Here is a 23,171-nt window from a genome sequence, read left to right as displayed (position 1 = left end):
GACATGTTGTGCTTAATTCAATTATTAAATTGGCCCTGCGCCAACGACTTGCTGTTATAGCAATAAGTACCATTCTGTTAATTATTGGAACCTGGGAGGCCTTAAATCTTCCGGTGGATGTATTTCCAGACCTTAACCGTCCGGTGGTGACGGTCATGACTGAAGTTAAAGGCCTTGCACCTGAAGAGACCGAAGTTCAGGTCACGATGCCCATTGAAAACGTTCTTAATGGTCTTCCTGGACTGGTGCGGATTCGTTCTAGTAGTGGTGCTGGGATTTCAATTGTGTATGCTGAATTTGACTGGGGCACAGACGTTTATAAGAATCGTCAGATTGTTGCAGAGAGACTGCAATTGGCCCGAGAAAAACTGCCTGAAGATATTGTACCGGTCATGACTCCAAGTTCATCCATCATGGGTGAAATTATGTTCGTAGGACTCACTTCTCCCACTGAAGAAGTTAGCCCCATGGATCTAAGAACTTTGGCCGAATGGACGATTAGACCAAGGCTTTTGGCCATTCCTGGAGTGAGTCAGATCATCACGATTGGTGGAGATTTAAAGCAGTATCAGATTCTAGTTTCGGCCGAAAAAATCCAGGCCAAGGGTCTTACGATCGAAGATCTAAAACACTCTTTGGCCGAAATTGGCCACAACACTTCCGGTGGGTTTATTGATATCGGTGAAAAAGAATATCTTATTCGCACCATCGGACGGGCCGAAACGATCAAGCACATTGAAGAGGCCTTCGTAGGACTTCACCTGGGAAATCCTGTTACCGTTAAGGACATCGCCGAGGTGAAAGTAGGGGCCTATTTTAAACGAGGAAATGGTTCAGTTAACGGTGTTCCTTCAGTGGTCATGACCATCCAAAAACAACCAACTGCTGAAACGACCAAGCTCACAGTCCAGATTGAAAAAGAGTTAGAAGCTCTCAAAAAATCCTTACCTAAGGGAGTTGAGATTAAATCTGATCTCTTTAAACAGTCCCACTTCATCGAAAATGCGGTAGGAAACGTGACCGAGGCCCTTAGAGATGGAACCATCATGGTGGTGATTATTCTCATGTTGTTCCTACTTAATTGGAGAACAACTTTCATCACTCTCACGGCCATTCCACTTTCTTTTGTTTTAACTGCTCTGGTCTTTAAGCTTTTTGGAATCAGTGTTAATACCATGACCCTGGGGGGTCTAGCGGTCGCCATTGGTGAGCTGGTGGATGATGCCATTGTAGACGTGGAAAACGTTCACCGTCGTTTAAATGAAAACAAACTTCTTTCAAATCCAAGACCTGTTCTTAAAGTCATCTACGACGCCTCCGCCGAAATTAGAAATTCTATTGTGTTCTCAACCATCATTGTGGTGTTGGTTTTTATTCCGTTGTTCGCTCTCGGTGGACTCGAAGGAAAACTTTTTGCACCGATGGGACATGCCTATATTATTTCAATTCTGGCCTCACTCTTTGTCTCATTAACATTGACTCCAGTTCTTTGTTACTATCTTCTGGGAAGACACTCAGAAAATATTAAAGAAGAAAAAGATGGTCTAACAGTTAGAGCTTTAAAAGCGTGGGCCTCAAAACTCTTGGTGCACACTCTGAATAGGCCCTATCTGATCATGGGCGGGGCAACTCTCGCGTTCTTGATCGCGGTCGCTGCTGTTCCATTTATGGGACGAGATTTTCTTCCCGCTTTTAACGAAGGTTCCGCCACACTTGGCCTTCAGGCCACACCTGGGATTTCTCTTGCTGAATCTAACCGCAAAGGTCTTGAAGTAGAGAAGGCCCTTCTTACCATTCCTGAGGTAAAGTCGACGACTCGTCGAGTTGGTCGTGCCGAAATGGATGAACATGCTGAAGGGGTAAACTGGAATGAAATCGACATTGATTTCAAGCCAAATAATAAACCAAGAGAAGAAATCTTTAACGAGATTCGAGAAAAAGTAAAATCGGTATGGCCGGATGTCTTTGTGAACGTGGGACAGCCCATTTCTCACCGTCTGGATCACATGCTTTCAGGTGTTCGCTCACAGATTGCTCTTAAAATCTTCGGTCCTGATATTGTGGAACTTCGTCGCTTAGGTGGTGAGATCTTTGAAAAGATCAAGGACATCAAAGGAATTGAAGATCTTCAGGTAGAACCGCTGGTTCAGATTCCTCAGCTTAAGGTCTTTATTGATAAAGAAGAAGTAAAACGCGCCCGCATGAGTGCCGGTTCTATGGCCCAGGACATGGAGGCCATGCTGAATGGTTATAGTGTAGGTAACGTTATCGAGGGCCAGCAGATTCACGGAATCATGCTGAGACTGGATGAACCATCAAGATCTAATCCTGAGACCATTGAGAACATTCGCCTGAGACTTCTTCCTACCGGTGACCACATTCAGGTCAAAGACGTGGCCAATGTCTATAAAGGCAGTGGCCCGAATATGATTAATCGTGAAGGGCTTCGAAGAAGGCTCGTGGTCTCGGCCAATTCACACGGTGTAGATCTGGGTGAACTCGTCACAAAAATAGAGAAGGCCTCAAAAGAAATTGAGTGGCCGGAAGGTTATCACATGGAAGTAGGGGGCCAGTTTGAGAGTCAGATGAAGTCATCTCAACAGATGATCTGGTTAGGACTCATCTCTCTCCTTTTAATTTTTCTGATTCTCTATTTTCACTTCAACTCTTCAGTCCTATCGTTTCAGATTATGCTCAATATTCCATTGGCGCTCATTGGTAGTGTAGGGGCCATCTATCTGACGGAAAGATCATTCTCAATTGCTTCTCTGATTGCTTTTGTGACCCTTTGTGGGATCGCCTCAAGAAACGGGATCATGATGATTTCACATTATCTTCATCTCATGATGGAAGAAGGTGAAAAATTCGGGAGAGAGATGATCATTCGCGGGACTCTTGAGAGACTTGTACCCGTTCTTATGACGGCACTGACGGCGATTCTTGCCCTAACGCCACTTTTGTTTGCAAAAGGTGAGGCCGGGAAAGAAATTCTTCACCCGGTAGCAGTGGTTATCGTGGGAGGACTTCTAACCTCTACTCTACTGGATCTCTTTGTGACTCCAGCGGTTTTCTATCTTTTTGGTGAAAAAGCTTCGCAAAAATATATCGACAAATATCAACGTTTAAAAAATGAGGAACTCTAAATGAAACTACTAATTGCACTTCTTATGACTCTAAACTTTTCTCTTTTCGCTCATGAAGGTGGCCACGGCTCTCTGTCTGAAGGCGGAAAATTTGGTGGTATTACAGCTCCTATTGTCGACAAAACTGAGGCCGGCAAGGGAGATCATGCCAAGACTCTTTACAAGGCAGAACTGGTCCGTGCTGCTTCGGGGAAACTGAGCCTTTATATCTTCGACAATAAAATGAACCTCATGGACCTAAGCACTTTTGGTGCCGAAGTTGAAGCAAAACTCGAGGCCAAAAAGAAAGGCAAATTTACTTACTTCGGTGACTTTAAATTTAAGAAAGCAGGAAATCACTTTGAGGCCCAACTTCCGCAAGTTGAATACAAGCCGTTTAACATTGATTTGTTCCTAACAAAGGGAACTCAAAAGTTATTCGTAGGATTTTCAAATCTCGATTAAGAGAAGGTATTTATGAAATGGTTATTCGTTCTATTATTGAGCTTTCCTTCATGGGCGATGACCGTGAATGAGACCTCTATTCATGAATTGGTGGAACAAAACCCCAATCTCAGCACACTGAAGGAAAGGCTTAAAGCTTCAGAGACACTTAAAGGATCACTTACAAGATCGTTCCTGCCAAAGGTCACTGCTCTCTATGGCCGGGAAAAATACACCACTGGCCCTTACTACTGGGTCAATCAGCCCTATGGTGGTATCGAAGCGAAAGTGAATGTCTTTAACTCTGGCCGCGACTTGGTTGAAAATGAAAAGCGAAACAAGGAAGCTGAGATCGCTGGTATTGAGACCAAAATCTCTCGTTCTCTCATTATCTCCGAAGTTCGCAAGGCCATGGCCCATTATGCTTACATTATGGAGCTGGAAAATATTCTGATTTCGGCAATTGATTCCAATGAAGTGAATTTAAGAGGTGCTCGGAAAAGAATTGATGCCGGTCTTGCGACACGAACAGATCTGCTGGATTTCCAGCAACAAAAAATTCAATTGCAGCAGGAGCTAGAGAGTCTTAAATACGAAGAAGGTGTGGCCAAGAGGATGATTGCTACTCTTTTAGGGCAAAATCCTGATAACACCCTCGATGTTAGTTTTGTGAACTCTCATCCTGATCACGAAAAAGAAGAGACCCTCTCTCCAACTGTCGGGAATTCAATGCTCTTAAAGAAAGCAAATCTTTTAAGCGAAGTTGCGAATCTCGAGCAAAAGCAGGCCGCTAAATGGTGGACACCTGATCTTGAGCTTTATACCTACGCTCTAAGATTTACCCAAAAAGAGCGGGAGTATCCTGAAGTCGGTCAGCGCAATGATGTGACCTTCGGCTTTAGATTCACACTACCTTTATTCGATGGTGGTGAGGGAATCAGACAGGCCCAAGCAAAATCATCACTCGTGAAAGCACAAGCGGCCCAAGTTCGCTCGCAGCAACTTGAGTTAGAACGTGATACACAAAATGCGATGAAGAAATTGGAGCTTGCGCACACGCTTATTCATGGAGCTGAGGACAACGTTAAACTCATGGATGATTACAAAAAAAGTATTCTGAGCGAGTACTCGAGAGGTGTAAAAAACTCTCCGGACGTTCTCCAGGCCAATCAACGTTGGATCGAGGCCCGTGAGAATTTTGCGGAAGTAAAAAAGAACTATCAGTTTGCGACGGCCGAGGCCTTTTATCTCATGAGCCTAAGTGGAAATTAGTTAGTGAGGGGACCCGAAAGGGTCCCTTTTTATTTCTTGAGGTTCTATTGAGTCACTGGAGCACTATCTTTTAAGCTTTCTTAATCACCAGTGAATCTTCCTAATGATCATCCCGATCAGACTTGTCATGAAAAAAAACACACTAACACCTATTACCCTTTTATTAACCCTTTCTTGCTTCTCCTTGTCTGCAGAAGCAATCTCTCTTAAAAAGACCTATTTCTCGCGCGTACAAAAGAAATCTGCGCCTAAGAAGCCGGTGGCAACTGCACCTCTTCCAACGACTCAAACCACCACTACACAGACAACAACGACTCCCGATCCATTATTAACAAGAGTCTTCTCAGCAACGTCTCCTTGGAACACTCCAATTGGAGAGAATCCAGTGTATGAACCCAATTCGGCGGCGATGATGGAGCTTGTAAAGATGTACGTCCAGCAAGGGGGATACGCTCCTGTCCTTGGCCTAAACTACAAGCAGTGGACAGCTCCCCTTCATTTTATTGATTCAACAACCGCTCCAAAAAGAACGGTGTATTTTGATACGGCCAAAGTAGGATATCACGAAGGGTTTCATAATTCAGTCGATCCTCTAGGTATTGGTGAAGTTCCAAACATCCCGATGCCAACATCGGTATGGCCCGATCCAAAAGCTGACGGTCACATGATCATGTATGACACGGCCACTGGTACTATCTACGAATTCAGCCGTTTTCGATGGGACAGTACTGGTAAAGCACTCGCCACGAGAGTGGCAATTTTCGAAAGCACAAGTGAAGGAACTCAAGTTCCTTTTGATGGATCTCGTTGGTGGATGAAAAACGTTCGCGGTTCCGGTATGCCATTTATCGGAGGTCTGATTCGCTATACAGAATTTCAATCAGGTGAAATTAAACACGCCCTTTCCATGGCCGGACCGACTAACCGTTTAAAGAAACTTGCTTCGAATACCTGGAGTAAAGAGCTTTGTGCTCCTATGGCCGCAAGAACTGATGGCTGGGAGATTGGTGATAACACAATCCTGGAAGGAGCTCGTATTCAATTGAACCCAAATCTGGATTTAGATTCGTTGAATCTAAGTGCCGACGCCAAAGTTGTGGCCAGAGCATTACAGAAGTATGGCGCCTTCATGGCCGACAACAGTCCGACACTCTCGCTTTACTTCCAGAACCTAGGAACAAATTCTTATCTGTGGGAGCAAACGCAGTTGGGAGATTTGACTAAGATTCCACTATCGGAGTTTAAAGTTTTGAAGTGTGATGACATTAGAACCAAACAGTAATGAATCGCTTAGGCCACCGAAGGGTGGCCTTTTTTATTTTGAATGTTCAATTTGTTGAACCACATGCTGAATAATGGTTCTGATGGAATTTTTGTCGATTTTATTCAAGTCCTTTCTGAATGTATATTCACTTGAAGGAACTAAATGGAACAATGTTGAATGGAAAGTATTGTAACTTTCCTTCAAACTCTCTTCTCCTATTTTAATACCCTTCTTGTAAATTGAGACCTCATACTTATATTCATTCTGCCACCAAGACGGGATTATCCCCAAGGTCGCAGCACTAATCAATCCACCCCACATTCCTAAACCACCACCATGCGGGTTGAAGGGCATTACCACTTTTACGTCTACAAAATAGTCCGTTTGAATTTCAGGCATTGTATCTTTTAGAAGTTTATCGAAGTCATCACTGTTTTTGACATCTACTGATTCATAAGGAAACCGAACGGCCTCAACTTTAGAAAAAACTTTCAATGAATCAATATATCCAACATAAGCGTCAGACATGTGCTCAGAACGGCGTATATAGTAACCATAGTTACCGCCATAACTATTATGAGTAAGGCCAAAGAATCTAAAGGAGATAGAGTGCAAGGAAGTAGAAAGTTCTTTTCTTTCAATGCTCTTAAGATCTTGTCCTGAGTATAGAGTTGCACAAGAACACAAAAGTAAGAGAAACAGATTTAAAATTATTTTGTTCACCTATTCGCACTCTCTTTATAATTTAGCTGAGATCACCGAAATACAAAATTTTTCAGCTAGATAAGAAGTATCAAGGGGACTAAAAACGAGGGTCCAGTCATTTCAGGAAATAAATCTAGTACCATCTAAGCTCATAAAGTCCCAGGTCCTGTCTGAAAAAATAATTTACGTGCTGCTCAGGACATTCTCCGGATTCAACAGTCTTCACTGCATGGGCCTCTCTGATCTGGGTTTTCTTTTCAATCCAGTTACAATGTACTCCATCTTTAAAATCACTCAGCTCTTTCTGTCCGACGATGGCAAACTGATCGGTGAGCTTTTCATTCTTGTTAAAAAAGAAGGCCATTTTGGTAAAACCGGTATTGTCATAATTATAAGAGATGCCTTCCTCGATTTCTTTAAAATGGAGGCCAAAATATTTTACCACCTTTTCCTTGGATGGCCTTTTCTGCCAGATTTCATTCATTCGAACGAATTCATTGATTGCCTTTTTACTTGGCGGATTTCCAGAAGTGCAGGAGACTAAGATTAACAACATAATCACTGATATGAATTTCATTTTTTAAACCTTTTCTCAAACAGTTCATAAACTTTAAGGTTTTTTGTTCGCAAAGTTGCTTTGTCATTCAAATATAACTCAAGATGATTGGCATAATCCTCATCTTGAGAAACAGATGAATCCTCCTTGATCAAATTCTTCGGAGGGAGATATTTTTCAGACCTATTGACAATGGACTTAGTCCAACCAGAAGCCGTCATAAATTCAAGTTTATCTTGTATAGAAAGTTTTTCGTAAAGATAATGACCGGACTCATGGACCAATATCTGGTCTTTATTGGAAGCATTAAAGAAAGTATCAAATAAAATCATCGATCTAGTCAGAGTATAAATCGTAGCAGGATTACCACGAGGTTCAGATTTCTCTGAGCGATAGTAGTGGTAGTTTTCCATCTCGTAGACTTCAGGAATTGCTGCTAAAGTCTTCAAAACATCTTCAGACTCTTGCTTCTTCCATGCCTTGATTGATTCGGTGAACTCTACACCTGTCTCAGGCCTGTCTTTAAAAGTCTTGATGAAGAAATCGGCCTTAACCCATTTCTCCCTGCAATGTTCCTTCCGGCCATGTGCTGAAACCTGATGACCTTGTCTTTCATGCTGACCTACCCGATGAGCACTTACTTTCGTTTGCCACCATTCACACTGAATTGCATGAGCTTCTGAAAGGAACAGGAAGATCAGAATAAAAAATAATCTCATCTTCTTATGGTATTAAAAGGGTCGTGAATTTAGAACTAAAACATTAAGGATGAGCGACTAGACCCCTATCACCATTACTTGAATGGCCAAGAGATTCTGTTTCTCTGATTCCTAACTTAACTTCATTAAAAGTAAGTGGATTAATGATGATGTCATGATCGACTAATTCGTTTGTCGACAAACCAAGAATTGCATTAGAAAGGAGTTCTTTAAGCTTTAGAAGAATTTGCTGTTTATCCATCCGTACACTCTTTCATATGCTGTTAAAATATCTGAATAGTCGGTTCCCTCAGGGCCTATCTCATATCTTTTATCAGGGTTCCAGACACTGTGGATTCTATCCCACATGGGCTTAATCGTCTTCCCGGAATTAACTGCTCTGCGCAAAATTTCACATTACCAGTGTTCGTTGTATTAGAAATTGCCAGCAAATCATGCCTTCATGAGCATTTCTAGGGCAAAGTTATAATTCTGAACGGCCTGCTCATCTAGGTCATTCTCAATAGCAAGCTCTGCCATCTGCTTATACTCACGGGCCTTCCTTTTAAGTGCCTCATACTCTGATTCAGTCATAGACTTCCATCATAATAAAAATGAGGAGGCCTTGGCCTCCCCAAAACTTAGCCTTTTTTAGGCTTACAACATTCTCTTCATCAAAAACCTTCGGCATCACCTTGAAGTTATCGGTGACACCCTTCACATCCAGACCGGACATAAATTTGGAAGGTTTTGAAATCGACCCAGCCGCCTATCTTCAAGATTTGTGCGAGTTCTCTATTGCTAATAAGGCCACCGAAGGTGGCCTTTTTTCGTGGCCTTGTGAAGCAATACCTTAATCTAATGCCTTGCTCTTGATGACAGACCATCCCTAATTCATCGAGGTATGCAAATAAAGTCGCTCTAGAATAGAATTTTGAAATACTGGAGGTCGTGTTAAGTCAGGACCTCAAAGGTCGCAAAGAATCAAAGGTAGTTCAATGCAGGATGGTCCTCATCTAAGCAGAGACGTATCTAAACCTATCTCTGCACAATCAAGTCTTAGCAGGTTGGCAGAAGAAATCCTGTCAATATGGGAGTTGCGTGTTCGGAAGGAACTGAAGTCGTCGGCAGGAATTCTTCATCCAGCACTCATGGACGCTTTACCGAAATTCCTTCATTTTCTGGGCCAAGCATTATCAGAAAAAAAACCTCGTGGACTTCTTAAGGAAGGTTCCAAACTTGTGCGTGAACATGCTGAAGAGAGGGCCCGCGATTCAGGTTATGGCCCGTCAGATATCGTTCAAGAGTTGCAGATGCTAAGGGAGACAGTCACTCACCACCTAGAGAAGGAACTAGACCTCACTGATAAGGACTACGAAACTATTCAAAAAACATTTGATCAGGCAATTCAAGAGGGACTAATGGAGTTTTTCCTGGTTCACGCCGAACTCAAAGAACAATTTACAGCTACATTAGGTCATGATCTCAGAACTCCCCTTAGTTCGTCCATCATGAGTGCGCAAATTATCCAGAAGCATCTCGAAGAGATTCCAAATGGGAAAACACGTGAAAAATTTGGATATCTGACTGCCAAGATTGTGAAAGACTTGAAACGGGTCGATCGTATGATCCAAGACTTCCTAGATGCAAGCGCTCTTCAACTAGGAGAAAAATTACCGCTCAAAATCACTGAGTGCGACCTGTTTTCCATTGCCCAAGAAGTCATCCATGAGATCGCCGAAAAAGAAAGATCTAGAATCATTCTTACTGGGAACCGCATCCTCGGGCATTGGGATTGTGAAGGACTCAGACGTGCATTGGAAAATCTCATTATGAACGCTATTAAGTATGGAGCTAAAAATGAACCGATCACGATCAATCTGTCCGAGCAATCTGGCCACGTAAGCTTGTCAGTCCATAACTATGGGAATCCGATAGATGCTCATGAAAAGGATCTCATCTTCAATGCATTTAGTAGATCCCAATCTGCAGCAAGAAGTGATCGTGCAGGCTGGGGTATCGGCCTCTCTATGGTTAGAGCGATCTCTGAATCTTTAGGAGGGACAGCGACAGTTGAAAGCGATCGAAGTTCAGGAACCACATTCACAGTTGAACTTCCATTAGACGCCCGGGACCTCAAAAAAAATCAGCTCCATTAATATCTTAAGGGGGGGAACATAGAATCAAACCACCAGGGACTTCCTCACGAGATTATTCATCATATTACTGGACCACTATCACGTTTCTTAAAGATCGAGGCCCTGACAGGGGCCATGCTCCTCATTGGAACTGTTGCTGCTCTCATTTTGATGAATTCCCCGTGGTCAGGTGTCTTTCAGTCATTTTGGGAAATGCCGATCGGATTAACTCTTGGCAATTTAGATTTTAGTCGATCCTTACATCATTGGATCCGTGATGGTCTTATGACCCTCTTCTTTTTTCTAGTTGCTTTGGAGCTCAAGCGCGAACTCGTTCTTGGAGAACTACGGAACTTTCGAGTGGCCGCGCTCCCACTCGCCGGTGCGATTGGGGGAATGCTCGTGCCTGCTTTGCTTTATTTAGCAATTTCACATGGGCGGCCCGAGGCCCAGGGATGGGGTGTTGTGATGGCCACAGACACTGCATTTGTCATTGGTTGTCTTGCTCTTCTTGGATCTAGGGTTCCCACTAGTTTAAGGTTGTTTTTACTGTCTCTGGCAATCTTTGATGATGTGGGGGCCATTCTTATCGTGGCCTTCGGATATGGAAGTGGATTGAATTGGATGGCCCTCGGACTTGGTGTTTTGGGCCTTGCTGCTGTAGGAGGTGCGGCCCGGATCGGAGTAAGAAGCGTTCCTGTTTATTCACTGATTGGAGTGATCATTTGGTTGTGCTTCGACGCCTCAGGCATTCATACGACCGTTGCAGGAGTCATTCTCGGTTTAATGACACCCGTACGAGGTTGGGTCAGCGACGAAAGACTCCGCGCAACTTTTGCCCGGATACTTTCCTACCCTGAGGGAGATCACTGGAGTGGCGACACTCAAGACCGCAAAGAACTTTACGAGGCCGCCACTGCCGCAAAGGAAACTCTCTCTCCGGTAGAACGAATCGAATTAAGACTTCATCCCTGGGTAGGATTCTTGATCATGCCACTCTTTGCCTTCGCCAACGCCGGCATCGTCATTGCCCCGGATGCCCTGAAGGATCCGGCTACCATCGCCGTCGCCATAGGACTGACTATTGGAAAACCACTTGGGGTTTTTTCCATGAGTTGGCTTAGTGTCCGCTCTGGTATCGCTTGCTCATTTCCGTCTTTAAGTTGGCCATTGCTGGCAGCAGGATCATTGCTCACAGGAATCGGATTCACGATGTCGCTTTTCATTGCAGAGTTGGCCTTTCCAGCTTCTTTATTGGCCCCTGTTAAGATGGGAATCATGACGGCATCTTTGGTCTCAATGGCCACAGGAATAACGACACTGATTTATCTTACAAAAAAAAATCGTGTAAAAAAATCCAATGCGTACTAACTGCTATGATCAACATTCTATAAAATAAAAAAGCAGGCAAGTAAGTGGCCGAAAACTATGACTTTACCGAGTAAATAAAAATAGCCCGAGATTGTAGTCCCGGGCTTTTTCTTAAATTCTTTGTTTTGATGAGCGTGACTTGAGTCGATCACTAGTGAGTAGTCTCTAAAATTTACATGTCGATGATCGCTTATAATAATCATTTATCGGGATATGAAAAATGCGTTTCATATTTACCGAGATTGCTTGTAAGAGCTCGCCATTATGTTGCATGGGATATGTAACAATTTTAATGTCTGAGTTTATGCTATAAGATATAGGCTTACCGTTATCCAGAGTAACGGCTACTTTGTCCCTATTAGTTCTTTTTCTATCATCCCAATCAAAATCATAACGCTGAACACTCTTGCTCTTACCTTCTATTAATCCACTATCCTTATGAGTAGTAAGTGATAGGTCTCTTTTTTTCCAAAATTTAAAACCATCGTTATAGGCATCTATACTTTCATTGTAGTTCAAAATCGTTATTTTATTTTTACCTTCTTCCGTTTGTTCAATCAATAATTCACAAGTTTTTCCTGTCTCATCAATCCCAACATAGGTTTCAGCTGAAAAAGATGAAAATGACATCAGACCTAGTACCGTTAACAATAATAGTTTCAAACTGCTTTCCTTATTTAATGGTTTTAACCCATTCGTTGTTAATAAATATTTCGCCTATGTTCTCATACTGAGGATTAATTCCCAGACCACTTGATAAACATTTCATCCGTGTAAATGGATTTGACAGTACCTTCATTATTCAATGAGTTAGGCTATGTGTTGCTTTGAGTAGAACCGGAGCGAAATGACTCTCGTTACTTATATGTGGTCTAAAGAAATTTGGTCCGCAATTTTGCGGTTATTCTTAAGGAGGTCCGCAGACAGAGAAGTTTTAGAGAAGATGAAACTCAAAGACGAGGACTCTGAAAAAGAAATTCCAACTGACTCCATCAGCTATGAGAAATTATTGGATGTGTTACGAAATCTTAGAGGCAGTGGTCTAACCTCGGCCAAGAAACTAAAAATTGTGAGAGCTTAGTTGAGAGGATTGAGATTTTCCCTGAAAGACTTGAAATTCAATATGGATTGGGACGTTCTAAAATAAAAAGGGAGCTGGTATTAACCGGCCCCCTCTTTAATATGCCAGTCACGTGTTCGACCAGCTTGACTTTTGGTGGAGATAAGCAGGATCGAACTGCTGACCTCTTGCATGCCATGCAAGCGCTCTCCCAGCTGAGCTATACCCCCAAAATTGGATACTTAGGTGGTAATAATTTATTAAAAACTTTGGACCTGGGCAAGAGGTTTTTAGGGGAAATCTGCTGAATTTTTAGGTACCTAGGGTAACTAAACTCAAGTAATATCAGAAATATGGCAAAAGAATGTTGTGGTTGTGAAAATAAGAAACTGGATACCCTGGCAAAGAAACAGGCCAAAGTCCTTTGGATCGTTCTTATCATTAATGCGGTCTTTTTCGTAGCAGAGTTTATTTCCGGCATGATCGCCAAATCTGTGTCCCTAACAGGCGATTCCCTGGACATGCTGGGCGATGCTCTCACTTATGGAATTAGCATCTACGTGATCGGAAAGTCTTTATCTGCAAAAGTGAAGGCCTCTCAATTCAAATCCTCTGTTATGATGATCACGGCCCTCTTTGTACTAGGCCGAGCTATTACGACCTTAATCACTCAGAAGACACCTACCTATGAAGTCATGGGAGTCATGAGTTCATTGGCCCTCATCGCAAATCTCGTTTGCTTATGGCTTCTTTCTAAGCACAAGAACGACGACATTAATTTCTCATCAGTATGGCTTTGTTCGCGTAATGATATCATTACTAACACCTCAGTAATCGTTGCGAGTTTTCTCGTGTATTTGACTAATACCATTTGGCCAGATGTGATCGTAGGCCTAGGAATCACTTATCTTGTAGGAAAATCATCCATCAAAGTATGGATGGATTCTAAGCAAACAACAGTTGTATAAAAAAGCCACCGAGAGGTGGCCTTTTAATTCTCACATCAATTCATTATCTCGCTGGCTGCATGTTTTTAATTGTTTGTAGAACGGCCAAGGCCTTAATCGCAGCGATCTTTGAATCTGGATTTTTTGGGAAATAAATTTCAGAAAAATGGCACTCCCCTTCGCTATAAACAGGCCTCATAGAATCTCCTTGTTCGGTGAGATATCTAGCTTCAAGAATATATCCTTCAGCTGGCCCACCCATTCTGCACATGAATTCTGGTTTCTTTTTCTCAATTCCTCCAGATTGGTAATCATAACTGTAGGCCCTGCGCGAATAACTTAGCTGATTATAGACCCGTTCAGGCACATCCACCGGCTGACCATCAATTTCAATTCTAAATTCATCATCAATTGAGGACGAATTTGGATTTGTATTGGTGGCCAAGATATCAATCCTAGATACAACATCGTGATCAGACATTTTTTTAAGACTTAAAATGACCTTAAATTCTTTAACTGAGGAAGGTTGGCGATGACTCCCCTGGTGAGAACATGCCGACACAATGATAGCGAAAAGAGCTAATAGTAAGCTTTTCATGCGTGACTCCTTTAGTAGTCCAGATCACGTATCGTCATATCTACACTGCTACTAAAGGTTTTGGAGCACTTTAGTTCAGTACTTCGTCCCTATATAAAATGGATGAGTCGACTTTAATTCGTCCAACTCTTCCCCATTGAAACTGCCATAGGCCTTAACATCTTTTAGACCATGCCTCTTCATCAGTTCGATCATTTCCGACGGTGAATAGAGTCTCATTCGATGATAGCTAAGTGTGGTTTCTCCAGTGCTTTCATCTTTTAACGTCATATAGGATTCATTGAAATGAGTTTTAGGATCATAATTGCCGGCCGATACTGTTATAACTGATCCTGATTTAAACCATAATGCAGGTTTATAAATAGAGAGCAACCATTCGCGGTTAATCACGTTAATCACCAGCTTGCCACCTGGCCTTAATGCACGAATCATTTCCCCTAGAACATGCTCATTTTCTTCATCGGTAGAAAAGTAACCGAAGCTTGAAAAGAGATTAAGAACACAATCAAACTGACCTCTGTATTCTGAAAGGTCATTCATATTTCCTAGCTTGTAAGTGAGTCCCGTAACAGGTGAGGCGGATTTTGCAATATCAATGCAGCTTTGACTGATATCTAGGCCAATAACTTCATGCCCTTTCTCGCCCAAAATTCTCGCATGCCTTCCAGTCCCACAGGGAATGTCCAAAATTTTTGCTTTTGAAGATAATCCCAAGGTATTAACTAAGAAGGACACTTCTTGCTTGGCCTTCTCCTTCAATCCTTCGGAATCTAAGGTCGCTTTCGCAAAGAAATTGTCATACATAGACTTTTGCCACGAATTATCAGTACTCATTTCCTACCTATCCTGTTCGAGCCCCTTAAAATGCTATTGGGACATGGGACTACCGTAAAGATTAAATATCCTTCATTTCCTGACATACACTTAACTTAATCTCCCCTCTCTCTTCTGATAACTTCCGGCCCATCAACCCAACACGAGAGGACTCTCTATGAAAATGATTCTTTCAATCACCCTAATGATTCTTACAAGTTCAGCTTTTGCCCACACTCCAAATCATAACTACCAATGCATCGCTGACTCTCTTCAAGCTTATAACAGCGACATCTACTACTCACTTACTCCGGCCGAAATTGACGAGCTTCTAGCTACAGACAACGATGCTCGTGCCCCAATGGTAAGAGAGATGGCGAAAATCTGTGACGTTCCAAATTATGAGAACAAACAAGCTGTTTTCGTAGAAACTACTGGTGCAGAAATCCGCGACAATGTTGTGGTCGAGAAAATCCTTTCAACAACTGAACTTTCAGTCATCGGTCAGGAAAGAAACGTACTCACTCTTAAAACGGTCAAGTCGACTCGTTGGACTTCACCATCTAAGTTCATCGACATTAAAATGATGACAGTTGGACTAGACGGCCATGTTCAAGTCATTGAAGTTGACGGCAACAACATGGGCCGCAAAGTATCGAACCTTAAAATGAACTGTATTGCTGAAAAATTCACTCTTCATTGTGCCTCTGCCAATTACAAGTTAATCGTAAAATAAGAATGAAAATAGGGCCTTCGGGCCCCTTTTTTAATCATTGCTTGAACCTATAAGTTTTACCTTAATATTGCACAAAATCCGAAATAAGCGTAAAAGGGCCCATCCAAAAACCACTTAGCCAAAGGATGATATATGAAGGCCCTACTTATTTCTTCTCTTATGCTTTTAAGCTTTTCTTCTTTTGCTTCAGATGTTGTATCTGACGCTGTTGAAAGAGTTGAGCGCGGTGAAGAGCTTACTTGTACTCCGAAAAAATCTACGATGAATATCTGCCTTGGATACATCTGTACCAATAAAGAGATCTTTTCTTGTACTGATGGTCAGACAACAAAGACTCTTACTCTTAGAGTGAAAACGGTGAAATATCCGGGTGAAGCTGCGAAGGTCTCAATCGTAAGCAAAAGACTTGAGTAACAAAAGTTAGGCCCGTCTTAGACGGGCCTTTTTTTATCTAAAAACATGTCTTATCAAAAGCACTGTACTGAGTAACTGCTGTGATCTCTTTCACATCTTGATGTTCCGGGCAATCCACTTTCATTTCCCATCTTAAATACTTCCAGGGATTCAGTGTTCTGTTATCAATACCAGTAATCGTAAAAGGGTCTTCCCCAATACTGCAGTTAAGTTTTTTAGCATGTTCAATCATCTTTTCTTGAGCGTAAGGGAAACACTTATCAACCAGCTTTTGGTCTGAAATCGCAAATGCACTCATCGAAGACAAAAGGAAAAAAACAGCGGCGAGCATTTTCATAAGAACTCCTTAAATGGTTAAACAAAATATAACCTCAGAAGGGCCTCAAGGGTCGCTAACTGTAAAGAATGGTTGGGGTGTCAAAAGATTAGACAAAAAAAGGCCCCATAAGGGGCCATGTCATTACTTAACGAGGGCCTCAGTTGTCAGAGTCTCACCTGTAATCGAAACTTCCGCTCTTCCACGGTAAGTGATCACGGCCATACAGAACTTCCCATTGGCATCACCAAGAGTGTTGTATGAGGCCACGTTATTCGTGCCTGGATCAACTTTAATGCTTACGAAAGTAGGAACTGCCGTCTGCCCTTCAACTACACCACAAAGCTCAGCTAGAGGGCTGTGGAATGTATCATTGCTGGTACGGACGTAATTGAAAGAAGTGATCTTAACAGTTGCTGCGAAAGAAGAAACAGAAGCGAGTAATAGAACCAATGCGATTACCTTTTTCATAAGTACTCCTTTAATTATGAAACTCCTCTAAGCGTTTCAAGATTAATGGAGAAAGGCAATAAATTATTATTAATACTGCGGGAGGCTATTTTTTAATAAGCTCCAGGGCCCTTTGCCCATCAATATTCTTAATGTCAGGATTCACCCCAAGCTCAATGAGGTCATTAACAACTTTCGCCAATCCTAAACGTGCGAACTCAAACAGCACGGACTCACCATTGCCGTCTACCGAATTCGCATTCGCTCCTGCTGCCAAAAGAATTTTAACACCCTTTAAATTGCGGGCCTTAGCGGCCACTAACAAAGGTGACTCACCTTTTCCGTTTTCAATATTAAGGTCAGCTTTCTTCGATAGCATATTAAGCAGAACATCAGAATTTCGCTCCGTCAGAACTTTCGCCAGCGAATGAAGAGCTGTATTTCCGTAAATATCTTGAAGTTTAACATCGGCCCCTTTATCAATCAGAACTTTCATCACTTCATGACGATTATTAGCAGCGGCCAGAAGCAAAGCACTTTTACGATCTTTGCCATAAATATCTACCCAAATACTAAGTTTCAAAACATTTTGAAGTGTTTCAAGGTCTCCTTCAGCAGCAGACTTATGAAGTAGATTCATCACTCCGATTTCAGGAATAGAAGTCAGTCTACTTACATCTTCTCCGCGACATTCGTTGTCTTTACAACGATTCGCCTCTAGACACATTTTTTGGTAGTTAAATGTAAAGTCTTCTTCACCACGAACCAGAATTCCTTCTACTACACCGGTCTTGCTATTAAACACCGCTCCTCCAGAGTTCCCCTGGAAAGCATCTAGGTTTGCGGTAAAATAAAAGGGATGGGTGTTCTTACGAACAACGGCCCCGCCAGAAATTTTTAGTGGTAAACCAGATGGAGAACCAATCACTGTGAGATTGGTAAAATCCAAGACCTGCCCATCAGTTCTGATCTCGAGAGGGGCACGATCCTTAACAACTCGGTCGAGTTGAATGAGTCCGTAATCAAGACCTAGTTCCATATTAAGAGCACTCGAAACAATTTTTTTACAGCGGTAGACGTCTTCTTCTCTGACCTCAGCACCGGCCTTTTTTGTCTTCGGATCAACTTTAAAATCAAAGACCCAGCGATACTCCTCACAAAAATTTTCAAGATTAGTACAGTGACCGGCCGTCACTAAAAGATCAGGAGCAATTAAGAAACCACTACACATTCCTGGATTAGGCTGATTTGTGAATCTCTCACTACTACAAAAACGAAGTCCACCTCTTGCGGCCTCTTTTCCTTTCTCAGAAATGAGGTCCTTTGTGCGCTTACTGGTGTCCATAGAACTCAGCCAGTCCTGAAGGGTGTCTTGCTTTAATTGAAGCATGCCAGGTTTAAAATTATTTCGTGAAATATCATTCCCAGAAACGGCAGTAGCTGAAGAGCGAGCAAGACGCTGCATAAGCGGAGAGGCCTGATAAACCTCAATTCGGTTATCTTCCCCATAAATCACCCGAGCTTGGGCACCTACTGAAAGAAGAACACCACTTAATACCGCTAATTGAACAGACTTTCGCATATCGCTCCTAAATCAAGATATAGATTTATAACCTAGTTCCGAAGCCTTATTGGAACATTCTTGCGCAGCGTGTAAAAACTCTTTAGTTTGACTCCAGGTCATTAAAAAGAGACAATTTTAAATCGTTAAAAAAGAGGATAACCATGGGAATTTACGTTAATAGAACCCTGAATATGAAACAGATCGCGGCCATTGGCTTCGACATGGACTACACCTTAGTTCGATATGATTCCGAGGCCTTTGAGGAAATGACCTATAAAGAAATTGTTAAAAAACTTCTCGAGAAAGGCTACCCGGACGCCATCGGTGCCCTGAAGTTCAAAATCAATCTGGCCATCAGAGGCCTTGTTATTGATAAGCCACACGGAAATATTTTAAAGCTCAGTACTTACAGTAAAGTGAAACACGCTTTTCACGGTCTCCATGAGATGGATTTTAAAACTCAGCAGAAAATCTATCAAAACTTGGTGATTGATCTGAACGATACAGATCGTTACTCCATTGTAGATACCACTTTTTCAATCGCTTACTGCGTACTGTACATGCAACTGGTGGACATGAAAGATTCTCAGCCAGATCTGAATCTTCCGGACTATAAGACGCTTGAACAAGATCTGATTGAGGCCCTGGATATTTCCCACCGAGATGGTTCTCTTAAGAGTCAGGTAAAGAAGAACGTGAAGAAGTTCATCGTTCACGATCCAGGAATTGTAGAAGCACTGGAGCGTTTCAAACGCCACGGAAAAAAACTCTGGGTCATCACAAACTCTGATTATGAGTACTCAAAGCTTCTTCTGGATTACTCAATTAATCCTTATCTGAAAGACCATAAAAACTGGTCAGAACTTTTTAACTTGGTAGTCACAGCTGCAAGTAAGCCACGTTTCTTCACAGATAAAATGCCCCTGCTTCAAATTGACCCGGCCACAGGTCTCATGAGAAATCATCACGGGAAAATTGAAGACGGTATCTATCAAGGTGGTAACGCGCAAACCATTCAGAAAAACGCCGGTCTCTCTGGTGAGCAGATTCTTTATCTTGGTGACCATATTTATGGTGATGTTCTTCAAATTAAGAAGACCTGCAACTGGCGCACGGCCCTGGTGATTGATGAACTTATTTCTGAAGTAGAGGCCCTTGAGAAGAGCGAAACTCTGACAGAACAGATCAATACTCTTATGGCCGAGAAAGTTGTGCTTGAACAAAAGCTCGATGATCTCTTTGATAAAGAGATCGAAAAAGGCAAGAAGCCCGATAAAACCAAAGTACAGGCCCATTTCAAAAAGATTGAAGGTGTCGATAAGAAGATCGGAAAACTTATTCGTTCACACTCTCAGTTCTTCAACCCTTACTGGGGAGAAACCATGCGTGCGGGCGTAGAGCCAAGTCGTCTGGCGGGACAGATTGAGAAGTATGCTTGTATTTATATGGCAAAGATCTCAGACTTCACGGACTATTCACCACGTACTTACTACCGTCCGAGAAAGAAAACTCTTCCTCACGAACTCGCTTAATAAAAAGGTTCCAGTTTACCTGGAACCTTTTTATCTTTTTATTGGCAAATTGTGAGAGTTTCACCATCCGGCCAAGAAAGCCAATTCCAATCCATTAGTTCAGGATCACGAGATGGTTTATAGACCTTGATCCATGTCCATCCAGGAACAAGCTCAGGCAACTCATCAACCGCCACACGAGAAGAAAGCCTTCCAGCTCCATTCCATGCTTCCTGATAAGAAATACAAGGAATTTCGGCCTGTGCAGCACTCATTCCTAGAACCATAGCACCAATTACTAATAAGTTTTTCATATATGCCCCCTTTAAGGTAGGCGCATAATAGGTTTAAAACTATTATAATAAAAATATATAATTTCTATGGGAGTATACCTTTTAGATATGAAAACAAACCTGTTACATCTGCGATATTTCTACACCGTGGCCAAAGAAGGCAGCTTTACCCGGGCGGCCGAGAAACTGAGAATTGCCCAGCCGGCCTTGAGCCGTATGATCAAGGAGCTTGAAGAGAGCTTTGAAAAGGAGCTCCTGGTCCGGACCAAGAAACAAATCACGCTAACCGAGCACGGTCGCGTGGCCTGGAAATATGCCCAAGGAATTTTTGACCAGGTCAATGAACTTGAAAAATTCTTTAGTAAGGAAGATATCACGACTCTTCCTCCTCTTCGGATCGGAACTTCAGATGTTCTTGCCACACAAATTTTTCCACAGGTCATCACTAAATTTACCAAAGACGAGTCTATTTATCCCTTGGTTCAGATCGGAACCAGCACTGAAATTTATGATCTGATAGAAAAGAAGTCCCTGGATTTTGCTCTCCTCTTCCATACACCTTCACCCCGCGCGGGCCTTATTATACGACCATTCCGTGAATTTCGTTTTCATTTGGTGATCGGTAAAAAATTTTTAAAGAAAGAAGAAACGAGAACGAGCTTCATTGGTTCTCGTGAGGTGGACGAAGTCACAAACAAGAAATTTCCTACTCTGGCCCTATGGAAAGAGATAGAGCCAAAAGCAAAAATCAAGATTTCCACTAACTCTATTCTCGCCCATCTTTCCATGGTTAAAGAAGGTCTTGGGATAGCGGTGCTGCCGTCTTTCTTAGTTGGAAAAGAATTGGCCCAGGGCCATTTAATTGACTTACTCCCTAAGGAGCGACTTGAGTTTAAGCTTAACCTCATTACCCATCGGGACTATCCGCCACATCTCACAGGCGAAAAATTCCTTAACCTGCTCCAATCTCAGGAAGTTTAATGATAGTTCAACATGGGGCCCGGGCCTACGAGGCCTGAGAAGCCGGCATCGCTTTGACTTCAAAGCGCGCACCTAACGGCGAGTTTTGAGTCTCTGCGATGAGATCAAAAGACACGTTTTGATCCAGGATTCTTCTAATGAGACTTTCCAAAGTTTTCTTACGATATGTGTTCAGGAATCTCACTTGTTCGTTCGAAGCGTTTGCCGCGAATTGCTTTAAGTGATATTCCGGAAAATAACTTATGAGAGTCCGACCTCCCTGACTTTCCACTTTTAATTGGAAGTCAGTCTGAAAAAATAATTGTTCATTACAATATTCGTTCAGAACGGCGGCAACTGAACCAAGCTTCATCCATTCAACTTTATAATGATTCCAATAGAGATCATTTTGTCCAATATTAACAATATCTCCAATGGTCTCATCCGAATTTTTTCCAAGCTTAATAAAGTATTCCATCGCATCCAGGAACAACTGAAAGTTAATCAAATTATCAAAGTCGAGGAAGAATTCAGTTTCTAATCCGGTTGAAGCTATAAAGTCTTTGTGGGCCTCGGGCCCGACTTTTTTCTCCAGATAGAATAAAAATGGATAGATTTCTCGAACCTTGCCGGCCCGGAAGTGACGGTACTTTTTAGGAATTTTAAAACCCAAAGAGACCTGATCATTATTAAATTTTACTTTGGAATGTCGGTCGATAATACCGGTCTCCAAAGTTTCAGGTGGAATGGAAGTGAAGCGTGAAAACAAGAACCACTGAGGAGCAGAAGGAATCAACAAATTATGTTCCATCTTCGAAAGCGCACTTTGTGAACATCCGATGGCCTGGGCCACATCTGCTTGATTGAACTTTTTGAATTTACGGGCGGCCTTCATCAGGGGCCCGATGGAGTACATCTGCTCATTCATAAAATTAGTCCGTTAAAGATTATTCTTATGAGCGATTTTTCCAACGCTCTACTACCTCCTCTATTCTCTCTCGCATAAGATTTTGTTGTAAATTAGACGTCACGTGAACAATATCACTGACTGATTTAAAGCCTACGAGACAGCTTGAAATATTAAAGAAATGCAAATTGTACTGAAGACAAAACTCAGGTAATGAAAGTTGATAATCTTGAAGAATTTCTTTGAGTAGATCAGTTCTCTCAATCTTCTTTTGAACTTCTTTCTTGTTCCACCATGGGGCCCATGAGCGAGCATCCGACTGATCAAACTTTCGATCCTTCGTCACACGACCGGAAAGAATTCCTTTATCAAAAGTTCCCCATCCCATAGTGAAATAATTTTTCCATTCATCACCTAAACGAGTAAAGGCCTCTTGGTTAAAAAGATTGAGTTCACTTTGAATCACGTCCACTTGGCAAACTTCGCGGGCCTTCGTGAGTTCATCCAGATTGGTATTACACAGACCGATCTTTTTTATCTTCCCCTGGTCGTGAGCTTTCTTCAAAACTTCCAAGGTCACGCGGATGTCATGTTTTGAATCCGGCCAATGAACCATGTAGATATCAATGACCTCGCGGTTAAGACGTTTCAATGACTCCCCAAGCATTTTTTCGGCCACTTTGGGATCATTGGTCATATTGACCCGTTTAGATGGATGCCAATCCACGCCACATTTGGAAACGATCATGGCCTCTTTCGGTAAATAGCGCCCTAGACGCTCTTCCGACAGGCCAAAGCCGTAGATCGGGGCCGTATCAAAAAGCGTAATTCCGGCCTCCCATGCACCTTTAAGAAGCTTTTCTGAATCCGCCTCAGACATCACACCAAAACCATAGCCTCCGCCTTCACCGCTCACGGATGCGCCCCCGAATGTAATCACGGGTAATGGTGTCTGGAATCCAGGAATGTCCCGGTAGATCATGAAGTCTCCTGTGCCCCTTCGTTGACAAAAACGAGTGGCCCCTGCAAAGT

Annotated in this window: 26 protein-coding genes and 1 tRNA gene; 12 read left to right on the top strand and 15 right to left on the bottom strand. The window is 42.4% G+C overall.

Annotated elements, in window-relative coordinates:
• The first annotated feature begins 8 nt into the window (after window positions 1-8).
• The 4 genes from ACJVC5_RS15010 (at window position 9) to ACJVC5_RS14995 (ending at window position 6,120) form a co-directional block, all read left to right on the top strand.
• Complete coding sequence (locus tag ACJVC5_RS15010; RefSeq protein WP_408096347.1) at window positions 9-3,143, top strand: efflux RND transporter permease subunit; 3,135 nt, start codon at window positions 9-11, stop codon at window positions 3,141-3,143.
• Window positions 3,144-3,587, top strand: a complete 444-nt coding sequence (locus ACJVC5_RS15005; RefSeq protein WP_408096346.1) for a hypothetical protein — start codon at window positions 3,144-3,146, stop codon at window positions 3,585-3,587.
• Between the two features lie 12 nt (window positions 3,588-3,599).
• Window positions 3,600-4,838 (top strand): TolC family protein, encoded by a 1,239-nt coding sequence (locus ACJVC5_RS15000; RefSeq protein WP_408096345.1) that lies wholly within the window; start codon window positions 3,600-3,602, stop codon window positions 4,836-4,838.
• A 127-nt stretch (window positions 4,839-4,965) separates the two neighbouring features.
• Entirely contained in the window at window positions 4,966-6,120 is a 1,155-nt protein-coding gene (locus tag ACJVC5_RS14995) for a hypothetical protein (RefSeq protein WP_408096344.1), read from the top strand.
• A gap of 33 nt (window positions 6,121-6,153) precedes the next feature.
• On the opposite strand, the gene ACJVC5_RS14990 is transcribed toward ACJVC5_RS14995, so the two are convergent.
• The 5 genes from ACJVC5_RS14990 to ACJVC5_RS14970 form a co-directional block, all read right to left on the bottom strand.
• Window positions 6,154-6,825, bottom strand: coding sequence for a hypothetical protein (locus ACJVC5_RS14990; RefSeq protein WP_408096343.1), 672 nt, complete (start codon window positions 6,823-6,825; stop codon window positions 6,154-6,156).
• Between the two features lie 115 nt (window positions 6,826-6,940).
• Window positions 6,941-7,384, bottom strand: a complete 444-nt coding sequence (locus tag ACJVC5_RS14985; protein ID WP_408096342.1) for a hypothetical protein — start codon at window positions 7,382-7,384, stop codon at window positions 6,941-6,943.
• Window positions 7,381-8,082 (bottom strand): hypothetical protein, encoded by a 702-nt coding sequence (locus ACJVC5_RS14980; RefSeq protein WP_408096341.1) that lies wholly within the window; start codon window positions 8,080-8,082, stop codon window positions 7,381-7,383. The genes ACJVC5_RS14985 and ACJVC5_RS14980 overlap by 4 nt, the downstream gene beginning before the upstream one ends.
• Window positions 8,083-8,125: 43 nt before the next feature.
• Window positions 8,126-8,323, bottom strand: a complete 198-nt coding sequence (locus tag ACJVC5_RS14975) for a hypothetical protein (RefSeq protein ID WP_408096340.1) — start codon at window positions 8,321-8,323, stop codon at window positions 8,126-8,128.
• 191 nt (window positions 8,324-8,514) lie between these two features.
• Entirely contained in the window at window positions 8,515-8,655 is a 141-nt protein-coding gene (locus ACJVC5_RS14970) for a hypothetical protein (protein WP_408096339.1), read from the bottom strand.
• Between the two features lie 557 nt (window positions 8,656-9,212).
• On the opposite strand from ACJVC5_RS14970, the gene ACJVC5_RS14965 reads away from it, so the two are divergent.
• A complete protein-coding gene (locus tag ACJVC5_RS14965; protein ID WP_408096338.1) occupies window positions 9,213-10,220 on the top strand; it encodes a sensor histidine kinase in 1,008 nt (335 codons plus the stop codon).
• 18 nt (window positions 10,221-10,238) lie between these two features.
• Complete coding sequence (gene nhaA, locus ACJVC5_RS14960) at window positions 10,239-11,570, top strand: Na+/H+ antiporter NhaA (RefSeq protein WP_408099245.1); 1,332 nt, start codon at window positions 10,239-10,241, stop codon at window positions 11,568-11,570.
• A 165-nt stretch (window positions 11,571-11,735) separates the two neighbouring features.
• On the opposite strand, the gene ACJVC5_RS14955 is transcribed toward nhaA, so the two are convergent.
• Window positions 11,736-12,233 (bottom strand): hypothetical protein, encoded by a 498-nt coding sequence (locus tag ACJVC5_RS14955; RefSeq protein ID WP_408096337.1) that lies wholly within the window; start codon window positions 12,231-12,233, stop codon window positions 11,736-11,738.
• 280 nt (window positions 12,234-12,513) lie between these two features.
• Here ACJVC5_RS14955 and ACJVC5_RS14950 point away from each other — a divergent pair, with 280 nt between their 5' ends.
• Entirely contained in the window at window positions 12,514-12,651 is a 138-nt protein-coding gene (locus ACJVC5_RS14950) for a hypothetical protein (RefSeq protein WP_408096336.1), read from the top strand.
• A 133-nt stretch (window positions 12,652-12,784) separates the two neighbouring features.
• Here ACJVC5_RS14950 and ACJVC5_RS14945 read toward each other — a convergent pair.
• A tRNA-Ala gene (locus ACJVC5_RS14945) sits at window positions 12,785-12,860 on the bottom strand.
• A 123-nt stretch (window positions 12,861-12,983) separates the two neighbouring features.
• Here ACJVC5_RS14945 and ACJVC5_RS14940 point away from each other — a divergent pair.
• Window positions 12,984-13,598 (top strand): cation transporter, encoded by a 615-nt coding sequence (locus ACJVC5_RS14940; RefSeq protein ID WP_408096335.1) that lies wholly within the window; start codon window positions 12,984-12,986, stop codon window positions 13,596-13,598.
• Window positions 13,599-13,641: 43 nt separating this feature from the next.
• Here the strand turns inward: ACJVC5_RS14940 and ACJVC5_RS14935 are convergent, their stop codons facing one another.
• Both ACJVC5_RS14935 and ACJVC5_RS14930 read right to left on the bottom strand, forming a co-directional pair.
• Entirely contained in the window at window positions 13,642-14,175 is a 534-nt protein-coding gene (locus ACJVC5_RS14935; RefSeq protein ID WP_408096334.1) for a hypothetical protein, read from the bottom strand.
• Window positions 14,176-14,250: 75 nt separating this feature from the next.
• On the bottom strand, window positions 14,251-15,009 hold the full coding sequence (locus ACJVC5_RS14930; RefSeq protein ID WP_408096333.1) for a class I SAM-dependent methyltransferase: 759 nt from the start codon (window positions 15,007-15,009) through the stop codon (window positions 14,251-14,253).
• Between the two features lie 157 nt (window positions 15,010-15,166).
• Here ACJVC5_RS14930 and ACJVC5_RS14925 point away from each other — a divergent pair, with 157 nt between their 5' ends.
• Window positions 15,167-15,724 (top strand): hypothetical protein, encoded by a 558-nt coding sequence (locus ACJVC5_RS14925; RefSeq protein ID WP_408096332.1) that lies wholly within the window; start codon window positions 15,167-15,169, stop codon window positions 15,722-15,724.
• Window positions 15,725-15,856: 132 nt separating this feature from the next.
• Window positions 15,857-16,138: a hypothetical protein gene (locus tag ACJVC5_RS14920; RefSeq protein WP_408096331.1), complete on the top strand. Its 282-nt coding sequence runs from the start codon at window positions 15,857-15,859 to the stop codon at window positions 16,136-16,138.
• 37 nt (window positions 16,139-16,175) lie between these two features.
• On the opposite strand, the gene ACJVC5_RS14915 is transcribed toward ACJVC5_RS14920, so the two are convergent.
• The 3 genes from ACJVC5_RS14915 to ACJVC5_RS14905 all read right to left on the bottom strand — a co-directional run bounded on the left by ACJVC5_RS14915 (window position 16,176) and on the right by ACJVC5_RS14905 (window position 18,486).
• Window positions 16,176-16,475, bottom strand: a complete 300-nt coding sequence (locus ACJVC5_RS14915; protein WP_408096330.1) for a hypothetical protein — start codon at window positions 16,473-16,475, stop codon at window positions 16,176-16,178.
• A gap of 123 nt (window positions 16,476-16,598) precedes the next feature.
• Window positions 16,599-16,925 (bottom strand): hypothetical protein, encoded by a 327-nt coding sequence (locus ACJVC5_RS14910; RefSeq protein ID WP_408096329.1) that lies wholly within the window; start codon window positions 16,923-16,925, stop codon window positions 16,599-16,601.
• Between the two features lie 85 nt (window positions 16,926-17,010).
• The gene (locus tag ACJVC5_RS14905) at window positions 17,011-18,486 is read right to left on the bottom strand and encodes an ankyrin repeat domain-containing protein (protein ID WP_408096328.1); all 1,476 of its coding nucleotides are present in this window, start codon (window positions 18,484-18,486) and stop codon (window positions 17,011-17,013) included.
• A 143-nt stretch (window positions 18,487-18,629) separates the two neighbouring features.
• Here ACJVC5_RS14905 and ACJVC5_RS14900 point away from each other — a divergent pair, with 143 nt between their 5' ends.
• A complete protein-coding gene (locus tag ACJVC5_RS14900) occupies window positions 18,630-20,000 on the top strand; it encodes an HAD-IG family 5'-nucleotidase (protein ID WP_408096327.1) in 1,371 nt (456 codons plus the stop codon).
• 38 nt (window positions 20,001-20,038) lie between these two features.
• On the opposite strand, the gene ACJVC5_RS14895 is transcribed toward ACJVC5_RS14900, so the two are convergent.
• A complete protein-coding gene (locus ACJVC5_RS14895) occupies window positions 20,039-20,293 on the bottom strand; it encodes a hypothetical protein (protein WP_408096326.1) in 255 nt (84 codons plus the stop codon).
• 87 nt (window positions 20,294-20,380) lie between these two features.
• Here ACJVC5_RS14895 and ACJVC5_RS14890 point away from each other — a divergent pair, with 87 nt between their 5' ends.
• Complete coding sequence (locus ACJVC5_RS14890) at window positions 20,381-21,253, top strand: LysR family transcriptional regulator (protein ID WP_408096325.1); 873 nt, start codon at window positions 20,381-20,383, stop codon at window positions 21,251-21,253.
• Between the two features lie 25 nt (window positions 21,254-21,278).
• Here ACJVC5_RS14890 and ACJVC5_RS14885 read toward each other — a convergent pair whose 3' ends face one another.
• Together ACJVC5_RS14885 and ACJVC5_RS14880 are read right to left on the bottom strand one after the other, a co-directional pair.
• A complete protein-coding gene (locus ACJVC5_RS14885) occupies window positions 21,279-22,160 on the bottom strand; it encodes a helix-turn-helix domain-containing protein (protein WP_408096324.1) in 882 nt (293 codons plus the stop codon).
• A 25-nt stretch (window positions 22,161-22,185) separates the two neighbouring features.
• Window positions 22,186-23,121, bottom strand: coding sequence for an aldo/keto reductase (locus tag ACJVC5_RS14880; RefSeq protein WP_408096323.1), 936 nt, complete (start codon window positions 23,119-23,121; stop codon window positions 22,186-22,188).
• Window positions 23,122-23,171 lie beyond the last annotated feature (50 nt).

The sequence above is a fragment of the Peredibacter sp. HCB2-198 genome, from assembly GCF_045999315.1.
Taxonomy (GTDB): domain Bacteria; phylum Bdellovibrionota; class Bacteriovoracia; order Bacteriovoracales; family Bacteriovoracaceae; genus Peredibacter.
This window is presented reverse-complemented; position numbering and strand designations above follow the sequence as displayed.